At 60.3% G+C, this 12737-nt stretch carries 13 protein-coding genes; 8 read left to right on the top strand and 5 right to left on the bottom strand.

Annotation, left to right across the window (positions count from 1 at the left end; all coding sequences use genetic code 11):
- Window positions 1-73: 73 nt before the first annotated feature.
- Together AB4120_RS14040 and AB4120_RS14035 are read left to right on the top strand one after the other, a co-directional pair.
- A complete protein-coding gene (locus AB4120_RS14040; RefSeq protein WP_441642417.1) occupies window positions 74-625 on the top strand; it encodes an OsmC family protein in 552 nt (183 codons plus the stop codon).
- Between the two features lie 230 nt (window positions 626-855).
- Entirely contained in the window at window positions 856-2958 is a 2103-nt protein-coding gene (locus AB4120_RS14035) for a 2Fe-2S iron-sulfur cluster-binding protein (protein WP_441642416.1), read from the top strand.
- A 71-nt stretch (window positions 2959-3029) separates the two neighbouring features.
- Here AB4120_RS14035 and AB4120_RS14030 read toward each other — a convergent pair whose 3' ends face one another.
- Window positions 3030-3446, bottom strand: a complete 417-nt coding sequence (locus AB4120_RS14030) for a hypothetical protein (RefSeq protein WP_441642415.1) — start codon at window positions 3444-3446, stop codon at window positions 3030-3032.
- Between the two features lie 558 nt (window positions 3447-4004).
- Window positions 4005-4355 carry a winged helix-turn-helix transcriptional regulator gene (locus tag AB4120_RS14025; RefSeq protein ID WP_441642414.1) on the bottom strand — a complete coding sequence of 117 codons (351 nt, stop codon included), beginning with the start codon at window positions 4353-4355 and terminating at the stop codon, window positions 4005-4007.
- A gap of 99 nt (window positions 4356-4454) precedes the next feature.
- On the opposite strand from AB4120_RS14025, the gene AB4120_RS14020 reads away from it, so the two are divergent.
- The 6 genes from AB4120_RS14020 (at window position 4455) to tnpC (ending at window position 10106) form a co-directional block, all read left to right on the top strand.
- On the top strand, window positions 4455-5204 hold the full coding sequence (locus tag AB4120_RS14020) for an SDR family NAD(P)-dependent oxidoreductase (RefSeq protein WP_441642413.1): 750 nt from the start codon (window positions 4455-4457) through the stop codon (window positions 5202-5204).
- Window positions 5205-5680: 476 nt separating this feature from the next.
- Entirely contained in the window at window positions 5681-6238 is a 558-nt protein-coding gene (locus AB4120_RS14015; RefSeq protein ID WP_441642412.1) for a hypothetical protein, read from the top strand.
- Between the two features lie 16 nt (window positions 6239-6254).
- On the top strand, window positions 6255-6575 hold the full coding sequence (locus AB4120_RS14010) for a hypothetical protein (protein ID WP_441642411.1): 321 nt from the start codon (window positions 6255-6257) through the stop codon (window positions 6573-6575).
- A gap of 1059 nt (window positions 6576-7634) precedes the next feature.
- Window positions 7635-8045 carry a transposase gene (locus AB4120_RS14005; RefSeq protein WP_441642410.1) on the top strand — a complete coding sequence of 137 codons (411 nt, stop codon included), beginning with the start codon at window positions 7635-7637 and terminating at the stop codon, window positions 8043-8045.
- 60 nt (window positions 8046-8105) lie between these two features.
- Window positions 8106-8459 carry an IS66 family insertion sequence element accessory protein TnpB gene (gene tnpB, locus AB4120_RS14000; RefSeq protein ID WP_441642409.1) on the top strand — a complete coding sequence of 118 codons (354 nt, stop codon included), beginning with the start codon at window positions 8106-8108 and terminating at the stop codon, window positions 8457-8459.
- An 81-nt stretch (window positions 8460-8540) separates the two neighbouring features.
- Window positions 8541-10106 (top strand): IS66 family transposase, encoded by a 1566-nt coding sequence (gene tnpC / locus AB4120_RS13995; protein WP_441642451.1) that lies wholly within the window; start codon window positions 8541-8543, stop codon window positions 10104-10106.
- 435 nt (window positions 10107-10541) lie between these two features.
- Here tnpC and AB4120_RS13990 read toward each other — a convergent pair whose 3' ends face one another.
- From AB4120_RS13990 to AB4120_RS13980, 3 genes are read right to left on the bottom strand one after another with little or no spacing between them, the layout of a single operon-like run.
- A complete protein-coding gene (locus AB4120_RS13990; RefSeq protein WP_441642408.1) occupies window positions 10542-11030 on the bottom strand; it encodes a 2,4'-dihydroxyacetophenone dioxygenase family protein in 489 nt (162 codons plus the stop codon).
- 11 nt (window positions 11031-11041) lie between these two features.
- Window positions 11042-11809, bottom strand: a complete 768-nt coding sequence (locus AB4120_RS13985; RefSeq protein ID WP_441642407.1) for an SDR family NAD(P)-dependent oxidoreductase — start codon at window positions 11807-11809, stop codon at window positions 11042-11044.
- Window positions 11802-12728 (bottom strand): sugar kinase, encoded by a 927-nt coding sequence (locus AB4120_RS13980; RefSeq protein WP_441642406.1) that lies wholly within the window; start codon window positions 12726-12728, stop codon window positions 11802-11804. Before AB4120_RS13980 ends, AB4120_RS13985 begins: the two co-directional genes overlap by 8 nt.
- Window positions 12729-12737: the final 9 nt, after the last annotated feature.

Genomic DNA, 12737 nt, shown 5'->3' with positions numbered 1-12737 from the left:
TGTTCAGGCACTCGGGTGCTTTGCTTCAGCGGAGACCAATGAGCGGTGCCATACCTTATGTTGGAGCATTACCATGAACACTATCGCCCCCACCACCACGGCTTCGACCTACCTACAGCCGATCGACGCCGATGGCCTGACAAAATTTGCCGAGCGCGGCCGCAGCAACCCCGAGGGACGCGGCACCAACCGGGTTCGCACGGTTGTGGACGGAAAGTTCCGCTCCTTGAGCTACATTGGTGATCACTCAGCCGTCGTGGTAGACGAACCTTCACATTTGTTCGGCGACAACACCGCGCCGGCCCCTGGCGAAATCGTTCTGGCCGCGCTAGGAAGCTGCCTTGCGGTTGGCATAACTGCAGTCGCCACCTGGAAAGGTGTTCGTCTTTCGAAACTTGAGCTATTTCTAGAGGCCGATATCGGCAACACTGCCGCCTGGGGCGCAGGAGGCGCCGACCGCCTGCCCGCCCAGATGGGATTCCAAGGGATTCGCGTCAAGGTCGCGGTCGAAGGGGATGCGCCGCGGGACCAGCTTGACTGGATTGTCCAGCACGCCAACGCGTTTTCGCCGGTGGCAAACACCATGCGGAACCCCGTACAAATTTCCATCGCAATCGACGGGTAATTGGCCGCGGGCATCGTATACCTACGTGTCCGCGATGCACATCGGCACAAGCCACATCCACCGCCGTGCCTTCGACAAGCGGCCCATCACGCGTGAGAAACCCCCGCTGCAACCGGCCTGCCGTGCGGACGTGCATTAAATCGTGCAAATGATAAATGGCTCCCAAGGGGGATCTGCCACACTGATCGGGCATCGCCCTACAACTCCGCACTTCACATCGGAGCAAGCCTATGAGCACTTCGACTGTTCCCCAGTCACCAGGCTGGGATCTGGAGCGCTCGCCTTTCCATGAGGGCGAACTAGCAGTGCAGGAACGTCTAGGGGTACGCGAGAAAATCGACAAACAAGGACGACGCGCCGTGCGTCGCTACCTGACGCCCCAGCACCGGGAATTCTTTCCGATGCTGCCTTACGTGTTCATCGCCTCGGTCGATGCCAATGGACTACCCTGGGCCTCGATGCTGGTTGGCCAGCCTGGCTTCGTGAAGCCAACCAGTGATATGACGGTGGCGATCAAGGCGCGACCGTTGTTCGCTGACCCGCTGAACCGTGCGCTCACCGTGGGAACCGAAGTCGCGCTACTCGGCGTGCAATTCCACACGCGTCGCCGCAACCGGATGATCGGCACCATTGATGCAGTGTGGCCCGACGGGTTCACGATCGCCGTCCGTCAGACGCTGGGCATCTGTCCGCAATATATTCAGGACCGCGGACTCACCTTCGAGCGCGACCCGCTGGCACCGGAACCACGCCCAGTCCGGCCATCCGAGCGTCTGGATGAAACCGCCCGATCTATCATAGCCAGGGCCGATACCTATTTTGTGGCTAGTGTCTCGCCGAAGAGCGCGGATGACATTGCGTTCGGCGCCGATATTTCGCATCGTGGCGGACGACCTGGCTTCGTACGCATCGACGACGACTGCACGCTGACCGCCCCCGAGTTTGTCGGCAATTTTATCTTCAATACCGCCGGCAACTGGCAGATCGACAATCATGCCGGCCTTTTGTTCATCGATTTCGAGCGTGGCGACATGCTTTACATCGCCGCCCACGCGGAAATCATTTGGGATGGAGCCGAGGTCCAAGCCTTCACTGGTGCTCAGCGTTTGTTTCGCTACCATATCGACGAGGTAATTCGTGTCGAGGCGAGCCTTCCCGTCCGCTTCACCGCGCCCAACTACTCGCCGCTACTCGAACGCACGGGCAGTTGGGAGGAGGTGGCCATGACACTTGAAGCGGAGCGGCTGCGCACAGTATGGCGACCGTTCCAGGTGGTCGAATTGATGGACGAGAGTGCGATCATCCGGTCATTCATTCTGACGCCAGCCGACAATGGCGGCCTCGCAACATACCATCCTGGCCAGTATCTTCCGATCCGCGTACACCCTGATGGATGGACCGAACCAGCGACACGCACGTATACCCTCTCCGATGCGCCGAATGGGCGCACCTATCGGATCAGCGTCAAGCGCGAGGGCAACGGAGGATGCTCGGACTGGCTGCATGATCGCATCTGTGTCGGCGATACCATCGAGACACTGGCGCCACGCGGGGCCTTTGTCTTCAATGAAAGCGCCGGACGTGCCGTGGCGCTGATCAGCGCCGGGGTCGGCATTACGCCGGCGATCGCCATGCTTAATAGCCAACTCGTCAACGACGGTCGCTCCCTGCTGCACAAACCGATCTATTTCATTCACTCGGCCGTCGATGGCCGGCACCGTGCCTTCTTCGCGCATCTCGCAATGAAGGAAAAACTTCACACCAATCTTGTGCCACATTGGGTGCTGAGCCGGCCGTCGTCCGATGACGAGCTTGGCAAGACTCACCACAGCGAAGGGCGTATCGACCGGCGCTTGCTGCAGAAGGTGCTGCCGCTGGATGACTACGAGGTCTATCTCTGCGGTCCACCACGCTTCATGCAGGATGTCTACGACGCGCTCTTATCACTCGGTGTCCCCGATTCCCACATTCACCTGGAGAGCTTTGGCCCCGCCTCCGTGGCCCGCCGCATTGAACAACGGGTGGAAGTGGATACCAGCGAAGGGGTGGTCGTCGAATTTGCCAGGAGTGGGAAAACGGCGATTTGGAGGCCGAAGGCGGGGACCTTGCTCGAACTGGCGGAAGCCAATGGACTCCAACCCCTCTATGCCTGTCGCTCTGGAAGCTGCGGCACATGTGCCACGCGAATCGTGAAAGGAAACGTCGACTACGTGGAGCCGCCGGCGCGCGACGTCGAGCCGGGCGAGGTTTTGATCTGTATCGCGCATCCCCACGCAGGCCCGCACCTCGAAGATGGCACGCTGAATCGCGAAGGCATTACGCTCGACATCTAGCGGCAGCCTGAAGACTGTGGCCGCCATGAGGTTGCACAAGGCGACATCGGTCAATCCAGCCTCGTCGCCATCTATGACGCCGTCAAGAATGCCGCCACTATGGTCCGATCATCCTTGGTCATCCTCATCGAGGTCATGGTCTGATTGAGTGTGGCCACTGCGCTGTTGATCGACGAGGTGAGCGCATCGATCTGTTGCCGCAGCCCTTGCACCTCGGCCATACGCTGCTTGGGGTTCTGTTTGACGTCCGAGTTAATTTTCGACATCTCTTCTGCCTTCTGACGAAGCTCCGCCTGCATCTCGCGAATCTTGATCACGAGCTTCTTAATTTCGTCAGGAAGATTGCTCTTCTCGATGACCGCATTGGTGTCGGTCTTCTTGGTTCCACCTGCTGTTCTGACGAGGATTTGGCCCGTCGCAGAGACCGTGACGTTGTTGCCGGATGCACCTTCGGCAGCATTCTCAACGCTGGCGCCGGACGTTGACACGTCCGGCTGCGCAGGACCCACCTCACCCCTTGGCTCCGCACTGTTAGGAAGTAGTGAACTGCTCGGGACGAGATTTGGTACAAACGTGCTTGTAACTGTGCTTACCATGTCAGAGCCAAAAAGTCTGGTTTGAGCCGTGGACAGTCATTTCCGAGGACCCCGACGCGCATCTCTTGCCAGAACGGTTGCGGGACAATGTTACTTTGTCTACGAAAGTAACAAACGTATGGCGGATAACGGCACGCGGCGGATGATCTTTAGAGCACCGGTAGTAGGCTCCCATCACTGCACTGGTGGTACTGGCAACACCCTGGGTCACGAGAACTTTGGCGGATGCCCGTGTAGAAATCGTGACGAACAATCCACAGGCCTTCTCATCGTTTGTGCGGCACCGGACTGACAAGTACCGAGCCGTTATCCGTCTAGCCGGGATTGACGTAGTGCGCTGATCTTATGGAGCACGCAGACCATCGGCTTGCGAAGCATATCGGACAACTTTAATGGCTCTTAGCGTATCTCTTGATTAGCGCTGCGCGCCACCCGGATGCCTGGCGGATTTCATCTGGGTAAGCTGCGGTTCGCCAGCATCTTGCCGACCTCCATCGCATGAGCGGTGCCCCACTCACATAGCGGCGCTAGCGCCTTTGCCAGGGTCAGCCCAAATGCTGTTAGCGAGTACTCGACTCGTGGCGGAATCTCCTTATAGTCGACGCGATGGACAAGGCCATCCGCCTCCAACTCCTTCAACTGCTGGCTCAGCATCTTGTGGCTGACCGCTCCGATCAGTCGACTTAATTCACCATAGCGTCGCGTGTCATGAGCGAGGTGAAAGAGGATCAGGGGCTTCCATTTCCCCCCGATCACGGCCAGCGCAGCGTCAAGCCCGCACGTGAACAGATCCGTTTTCATGAATCCCTCTTGGTACTTACCAAAATGTGCATACTAGCCAAAATGAGGGTCAAGTTCTACCATGCCTGTCCACGATTCATGTTTTGCAAGGAGTACGTAATGGGCAGGCTGACGGGCAGAGTAGCATTGGTGACCGGGGGCAATAGTGGCATTGGGCTGGCCACCGCGAGACGCTTCGTTGAGGAAGGTGCCTTTGTGTTCATTACAGGTCGCCGCCAAGCCCAGTTGGACAAGGCTGCGGCACTCATCGGGCGCGACGTGCGGGTCCTCCAGGGCGACGTAACAAAGCTTGATGATCTCGACCGGATTTTTGCCGCAGTGCACGCGGAAAAAGGACGCCTCGACGTGCTGTTTGCGAACGCGGGACTAGGCTCGTTTGCACCGCTCGGAGAGATCACGGAGGCGCAATTCGATCTAACATTCGACGTCAACGTCAAAGGAACCCTGTTCACGGTACAGAAGGCGCTGCCGCTGATGACCGCAGGGGGCTCGATCATCCTGACCGGGTCTACAACGGGTTCGAAAGGGACGCCGGCCTTCAGCGTCTACAGCGCAACAAAAGCGGCCATCCGCAATTTCGCGCGCAGTTGGGCGCTTGATCTGAAGGACTCCGGAATCCGCGTGAACGTACTGTCGCCAGGCGCGACGTCGACCCCGGGCCTCATGGAAACGCTGGTCTCGGGCGCTCAACTAGATGCGCTGCTTGGCCTGTTGAAGGCACAGACGCCGCTCGGACGTATAGCGGATCCTGATGAAACTGCCGCAGTTGCACTTTTTCTTGCCTCGGACGAGAGCAGTTTTATGACCGGCAGCGAAGTGTTTGTTGACGGAGGTCTCGCGCAGGTCTAATCCAGACCGAGCGTTACGGATATTCATCCGGCAGTGTCCGATACGCTATCCCTGGCGTCCATAGGCGGCATTTCCCCACATTGGACGGGCTACTGCCGATTCAGCACGTCGCCGTTTGGACGGAGATTCTTGGCCGGACTCGCTTGTCATTTGGCACGTCATGTGCGGTCAACCCTGCGGAGGTTATAAGCCATCTGGCGTAGATCGACAAGGTTTTGAGTTGCTTGGGGCCCGCCGATCAAGCGGATCGCTACGGCACATCGTCCTAGAACGCGGCCTCGACGAAAGCACGCAACTGCGTCAGGTCTGCTGATTGCCACTGCGCGCGAGCTGCAACGCCGCGCGAGCCAAGTTTCATTCCGATCGTTGTTTGTGGCGGTGTTGGCATTGGAGGCCGAAAACGCGAATCAGTGCCCGGCCTGCGAAACTATGCTGGGGCAAGTGTTCGCAACCCGTTCGAGAAGGCACGCGGTGGCGTGGATGAACTCCGAGATCTCGCCGAACTCCGAGAGCGCCAGGATCGGCAGCGCAACGAGCTCGAGACGGCATCGGCTGAACTACGTGGCGCGCAAGCGAAGCTCTCAAGTTTCGTCGTGGCTCAATGCGAGGCCAGCACGGTCGTTGGCCGGTATCTCCTCGCTCTTCCGGAGCGGCCTGAGGGCGAAGGTTGGTGGACGGAAGTCTATCTGCCGGAAGCCGGCGAGGAAGATGGGCCGGCATCTCTTGATCAGCTACTTGCCGTGGTCGACCGCGTGTTCGCCACCGACCAGACCACAAGGACGCAGCTCGAACGTCGAGCTGCGTTGGTCGTCGAGCGCGACGATTTGCTGGCACGCCAGCGCCATGTCGACCAGAGGAAGCAGGCTCGCCAGAGGATCATCGACGACGACGACGCTGCGCGTGGGAGCATCGCTGCGTTCGACGCGGCCGACGCCCGCCTGATCGCCGACGCGGAACAGGAGCGGCTCGATATTCTGCGCGATTCGCCGATCCGCACCACCTACGACGCGTTCCTAGTATCTGCGCCGATTTAGAAACGAGCTGCCCGGAATGTTGCTAGCGGGCTTGGGAGATCTGGCTCGCGATCTTTACAACGACTTTAATCGCGGCGACCGCGACGAGGACAAGCTAGCTCAACTTTACCTACCTCTCACCGGGGACCAGCGCATACAACTCGCATTTCGCGGCGCACCAGACATGCGCGTCGACGCTCTGCAAGTACTGAGCGAAGGCCATATCCGACGCCCGGGACTGGCAATCCTTCTGCCCAAGGCCACGAGCATCGATTCGCCGCTTTTGGTCTTCGACGACGCGGTGACCGCGATCGACCTCGACCATCGTCACGGTATCAGTGATACCATTTTTTTCTGACAACCGTTTCATGACAACGCAGACCTAGCCACATGCCACAGCCCCGAGTTCATCAAGGACATTAGAAACGCTATTCCGCGCGAACGACGTGGTGACTGTCAAGAGGACGCATTGACTCACCACGGCGGCGATCACCACCCTCGTGTGCATCGGGACGTGCCCAGTAGTGCCTATATTACCAAGGCCCGCAACGACCTTGGCGGATTTCAGCTACGGGATGCGCTGGCAAATGCCAGGCGTGCTTAGAGATGCTTTCGAACAATGTCTGGAAGTGGCTGGGCTCGCACGAATTGGGCGAACTCAGGCGAACGATGCATGGCCCGACCTCGCCGTTGAACGTGCCGAGACCTGTGCGACGCAAGCCGGCTCAAGCTTCGCGACACCGCCACGTTCGACCACCTCAGCAAGACGCACTTACAGGAGGCCTTGGAGGAGATCCTCAGCGCCTCGAATCTCACATGGAGACACCTCAACGGCGGAACACACGAGGAACAGGATCGGGACGAGTTCGACCGGCTCGAAGTGGAACCCGTGGTATCCCGCCTGCAGCGCATCGACGCTTGGATCTGCGCATTCGCAGGTGAGCGCCTAGGACGATGTCCGGGCACGCGGGTGGAGGTCGCTGAGACGTCACCGGCTCATGGTACGGCGACTGCCGCTCGTCTAAGCGTCAGCCTCGCAACGAGGCGGACTCCGAACTCTACAGCGCTGCAAGACTTCCGGGAGCGTTGTGCCCCCGCATCGCAGTTGCGCCCCGGGCAGCGCCCACCCCTGCCTTGCATGCCGCCTCCCTTTTACCCACCAACTTTGAGAATCTAACCCACTCACTGTGAGACAAAACTCACTAACCTTGAGACGTGACACCTGTCCCGTCTCACAATTAATGGGACGTCAATCACCGACAAATCAATGGGTTACGCGACACTGTCCCAAATTAACTGAGTTGAATTCTCACAGTAAGTGAGCAAAAGAGACGTAAGCGCGCAATTGAACCCACCTAGCATTTGCGGCTGAGAGTGGGCAGGCTTGCGTCCGCAACCACTCTTTGCGGACGCAATCATGATGGAAGCCGAGTTTGACGTTCTGCCGCTGAGGGTGATCCGTGTTCGCTCCAACGGGAAGCGGGACTTTGACCGGGCGGACAAGCGCCGAATAGTCGAGGCATGTCTGCGGCCTGGGGTATCGGTATCCGGGATGGCTCTCAAGCTCGGTATCAATACGAACCAGTTGCGCAAGTGGATTCGGCTGCACCAGGTGGCGAGGGACTGCCACCGCGGCCACCGGGTCAACGTTGCCGGCGTTCGTACCGGTCGTCGAGGTGAGCGACGTGATGGCCGTCACAGAATCGCCAGTGGTACGCCGACGCCCGTCGGCCGAGGCGCCAGCTCGCACACAAGCATCGCAGGATCCATCTCCGATACCCGCGTTACTGAAGGCGAGGCTGCCCAATGGCGTGACGGTCGAACTTGAGTGCGGTGGGCAGGACATTGCGTTGGTGAAGGCGATGATCGAAGCGTTGGGAGCGCGCTGATGTTCCGATTCGGCTCCGACGTGCAGGTCTACCTTCACCGCAACGCCGTGGATTTCCGCCTCGGAATAAATGGTCTGGTTGCACTGGTCGAGCAGTCGATGCAGCTTGATCCCTTTGCCCGGGCCGTCTATGCCTTCCATAACCGCCGGCGCAACCGCGTCAAGCTGCTGCTGTGGGACCGCAATGGATTCTGGTTGCTGCTCAAGCGCCTGGAGGAAGATCGCTTCGCATGGCCACGGCGTCAGCAGGTGGTGGTCGAACTGACGACCGAGCAGTTGCACTGGCTGCTGGACGGTATCGATGTGGACGCCGTGCAGCGCCACCCGTCACGCCAATATCAGCACACGGCTTGATGGTCCTGCGGGGTGACGTATACCTATCTACGCGGTCGCTGCACTATCGTGTTCAGCATCGATGAACACGACTTCTCGCAATTGCCGCCGGCCGCCCAGGCCTATATCCGCGAACTCGAAGCGCGGGCTGCCACCAACGCCGCGCACATCGCCGAGCTGACCGATCGCATCAGGCTCCTCGAAGAGCAGTTCCGTCTCGCACAATCCAAACGCTTTGCACCGAGCAGCGAGAAGTCCAAGGACCGCGTGTTCGATGAAGCCGAGCAGATGGCTGCCACGGCCCTGCCCCACGACGAGGAAGACGCGTTGGCGCTTCCTGACACCGGACTGCGGGTGCCGGATAGGCCTGCAGGCGGCAAACGCGGACGCAAGCCGCTGCCGGCAGAGCTGCCGCGCCAGCGCATCGAGTACGACCTGACGGAAGACCAGAAGATCTGCCCATGCTGCCAAGGCTCGATGCACCGCATGGGCGAGGACGTCAGCGAGCAGTTGCACATCGAAGCCAAGGTATCAGTACTGCAGCACGTGCGCTTCAAATACGCCTGCCGGCACTGCGATCGCAATGCGGAGCGAACACCGATGTTGACCGCGCCGATGCCAGCGCAGCCATTGCCCGGCAGCAGCGCAAGTCCGGCAATGCTGGCGACGGTGACGGTCGGCAAGTACGTTGATGGCACGCCGCTTTACCGCATGGAAGATGCGTTGGGGCGCGCTGGTATTACGGTTGGCCGTGGAACACTGGCGAACTGGATCATCCGCCCCGCGCAATTGCACTATAGCCGTCTGTATGAGGCGCTACGCCGCACGCTGCTGTCGCAGCCGCTGATCCATGCCGATGAGACGACGGTGCAGGTGCTCAAGGAGGAAGGCAAGGTCGCGCAGAGCAAGTCATACATGTGGGTCTACCGCAGCGCGGAGGACTGCGAGCATCCGGTGGTGTTGTTCGACTACCAGCCGGGACGCGGACAGGAGTATCCGCAGACGTTCCTCGCCGGCTACGATGGCATGCTGATGACCGATGGATACAGTGCCTGGCGCACCCTCGAAGGTGTCACGCACTTCGGTTGCCTTGCTCATTCCAGGCGGATGTTCGTCGATGCGCAGAAGGGTCAGAAGAAGCCCAGCGCTCGAATAGCAAAGGCGCTCGAGTACTTCAAGGCGTTGTATCAGGTCGAGGCGCTAGCAAAAGAAGATCCGCCCGAAGGGGAAACGCGCGCGGACTATACGTATCGCCTGCGGCAGCAACACAGCGTACCGTTGATGAAGGCCTTCAAGACATGGCTGGATGAGCAGGCGCCGCAGATACTGCCGGAAAGCTTACTGGGCAAGGCTATCGTCTACACGCGCAATCAGTGGGAATATCTGAGCCGCTACGTCATCGATGGACGGGCTCCAGTGGACAACAACGCGGTAGAGCGCGACATCCGACCATTCTGCACGGGTCGAAAGGCATGGCTCTTCGCAGACACTGTAGCTGTCGCCCAGGCGAGCACCATGATCTATAGCCTGATGCTTACGTGCCGAGCCTGTGACGTCGAGCCGTATGCCTACTTGCTCCACGTGCTCACAGAGCTGCCACAGCGAACGCCAGACACTGACATCAGCGATCTGTTGCCGTTCAACTTCGCCCCGCCGCATCCTGCCTGAATACGCTCGTCGCACTCAAGGTGTGCCGAAACTAGCGCTTACAAAGAGACGATCTGTCTCACAGTAACTGGGTACATGGAGATTGGTGGTAATGCGGGTCGCAGTCCTACTTGGCGACGTCCTACGACGTGTGCGTCGGCACGTTCAGAATCGCCCTACAGGTAGGAAGTGGATTGGTCGATGGCGCCGACGGCGAACGCAACTGTTAGCTACGATAAAGATCGCGGCGCGTCGAGGTCCCTTCCCGGCCATGAGCGGCCTCTGGTCCGTGCGCCAAGGAGGGCAGTCAAACGGCGGTACCACCCTAAACAACGGACATTCCTCTAGGTCGGTAAGAGACCGCCGTGGCCTGGTGGGTGGGTGGGCAGCCAATTTCCGTCATCGACGAACTTCGCAACGAGCAACCGCTATGAAGTGCGTCGCGGCCGGAAGGCGTCAACGCAGATACTGATCAACGAAGTCCACGCCCAGGCCCACGGCCTCATAGTGGCGCCGGCACATTTCGGTCTTGGTGAAGACGTCTTCATAACCGGTGGTCTGGCCATTCTCGTCGAGGTAGACCATCGCGCCGTGGATGTTGAAGAACGTAATCATCTCCTGCTCGCCAGCCACCTCGTCGACCACTAGCGTGTGAATTTCACCAGGCGGTTCGTAGACAAAGCTGCCCTCATTTGCCACCCAATCATGCTCCAGGTAGCGCCAAGCGCCCTTGATCACGTAGCCGGTCACCCAGGCCGGATGGATATGACGCGACAGCACACCTGACTTGCGCACGCGTAGCAGGTTGCACCAACTGCCGGTGACGGTGTTCAACAGCAATGGCCGGAACCATACGTTCGGTGCCTGTGGGACCCACACGCGTTCATCATCAGGAATGGCCCGTTCGGCGATCTCTGGCCGGATGCCAGGTAGTTGAACAATCACGTTTTACTCCTTCAGGAAATCAGATAGCCGCCGTCGACCGGCAACACAACGCCCGTCACGAACCGCGCGGCGGGTGACGCGAGGAACAGCACCGCACCGGCAATGTCCTCCGGCTGCCCCCAACGGCCCATTGGCGTGCGGGCAAGGATGGCGTCGTTGCGGGCATCATCAGCCTGCAATGCACCAGTGAGGCGGGTGGCGATGTACCCAGGTGCCACCGCATTGACGCGGATACTATCCGCGGCGTAGGCAATGGCCAGCGATTTCGTCAGTTGTGCCACCCCGCCTTTGCTGGCGGCATAGGCGGGTACCAGCGCACCGCCCAGGAAGCTGAGCATCGACGCCGTATTGACGATGGCGCCGCCGCATTGCTTGAGCGCCGCACGCGCAGCAGCGCACATGCGCATGGTGCCCGTCAGGTTGACATCGACCACCTGCATAAATGTGTCGAGTTCGTGCTCCTGCCCACCGCGGCGCGTGATGCCCGCGCAATTGACAAGGACATCGATACGTGGCCGTGCGGCCATGAAGGCGTCGATCGCCGTTCCATCTGCCACGTCCAGCCGCTCGTGGGCGATCCCGGGCATGACCTGCGCCGCGTCCACATCGCCGGAGGTCGCGCCCGTTGCAACAACCGTCGCGCCGTGACTGGCGAAGGCGGAGGCAATCGCCGCTCCAATACCGGACGTGCCGCCGGCCACCACCACATGCGCGCCGGCATACAGCTCGGCGTCGAAAGTCCCCCCCTGTGCGCGGTCCACGTTCTTCGGATCAGCCATGGCGGGCCATCTCCTCGCGAATCGCCATCTCAAGTGGAATGGGCTCGACCGCGCCGTAACCTTGCGTGGAGAGCGCGCTGGCCACCACCGCGTAGCGGCCGGCCTGCTCGAAACCGTCTCCCGCGATCAGGCGGGCCAGCAAGGCACCACCGAACGTGTCGCCCGCGCCGGTGGCATCCACCGGCGTACAGGGATGAGCAGCAAGCCGGATGCGATGTTTGCCGTCATCGATCAATGCGCCTTCCGCCCCAAGCTTCAGGGCCACGATCGATGCACCAAGGCCGAGGCAGTAGTCCACCAGTTCGTCGGGCTTCTTCAGGCCGCTGATGGCCACCACGTCGTCGTAGCTTGGCAGGCAGATATCGGACAGGCGGATCAGGTCGCGCATCACGGCGCGCGCCCGGGGCAGGGTCCAGAGCTTCAGGCGCAAGTTGGTATCGAACGACACCTTCACGCCGGCCTGCTTCGCCATGTCGATGGCTGCGAAGCAGGTGTCGCAAGCGCTCTCCGAAATAGCGGCCGAGATGCCCGACACATGCAGGACCTTGGCCTGGGTAATGGCCGCCTGAGGCAACTGTGCAGGCGTCATCCTGCTAGCGGCCGAGCCGCGCCGGAAGAAGCTGAAATGATGTCCGCCCTCGTCATGGGTGACGAAATAGACCGCCGTGAAGGCCTGGGCGTCGGTCAGCACAGTGCTATGGTCCACCCCTTCGGCATTCCACAGCGTGCGCAGCATCCGCCCATAGACATCGTCGCCCAGCGACGAGATATAGCCCACACGGGCGCCCTGGCGCGCAGCGGCAATGGCTGCGTTCGACGTATCGCCGCCGAAGCCCTGCAAGTATGAACGCCCATTACCGTCGCCGGTCTGGTTGAACTCCACCATGGCTTCGCCAAGGGCGAGGATGTCTACCGTCATTGCAGCGCC

The sequence above is a fragment of the Cupriavidus sp. 2KB_3 genome, assembly GCF_052115685.1.
Taxonomy (GTDB): Bacteria; Pseudomonadota; Gammaproteobacteria; order Burkholderiales; family Burkholderiaceae; genus Cupriavidus; species Cupriavidus campinensis.
This window is presented reverse-complemented; position numbering and strand designations above follow the sequence as displayed.

Coding starts and splice junctions, on each gene's coding strand:
- AB4120_RS14035 (WP_441642416.1), top strand. CDS start 856: ATGAGCACTTCGACTGTTCCCCAGTCACCAGGCTGGGATCTGGAGCGC.
- AB4120_RS14025 (WP_441642414.1), bottom strand. CDS start 4,355: ATGAAAACGGATCTGTTCACGTGCGGGCTTGACGCTGCGCTGGCCGTG.
- AB4120_RS14040 (WP_441642417.1), top strand. CDS start 74: ATGAACACTATCGCCCCCACCACCACGGCTTCGACCTACCTACAGCCG.
- AB4120_RS14005 (WP_441642410.1), top strand. CDS start 7,635: ATGATGGAAGCCGAGTTTGACGTTCTGCCGCTGAGGGTGATCCGTGTT.
- AB4120_RS14010 (WP_441642411.1), top strand. CDS start 6,255: ATGTTGCTAGCGGGCTTGGGAGATCTGGCTCGCGATCTTTACAACGAC.
- AB4120_RS13985 (WP_441642407.1), bottom strand. CDS start 11,809: ATGGCTGATCCGAAGAACGTGGACCGCGCACAGGGGGGGACTTTCGAC.
- AB4120_RS14020 (WP_441642413.1), top strand. CDS start 4,455: ATGGGCAGGCTGACGGGCAGAGTAGCATTGGTGACCGGGGGCAATAGT.
- AB4120_RS13980 (WP_441642406.1), bottom strand. CDS start 12,728: ATGACGGTAGACATCCTCGCCCTTGGCGAAGCCATGGTGGAGTTCAAC.
- tnpB (WP_441642409.1), top strand. CDS start 8,106: ATGTTCCGATTCGGCTCCGACGTGCAGGTCTACCTTCACCGCAACGCC.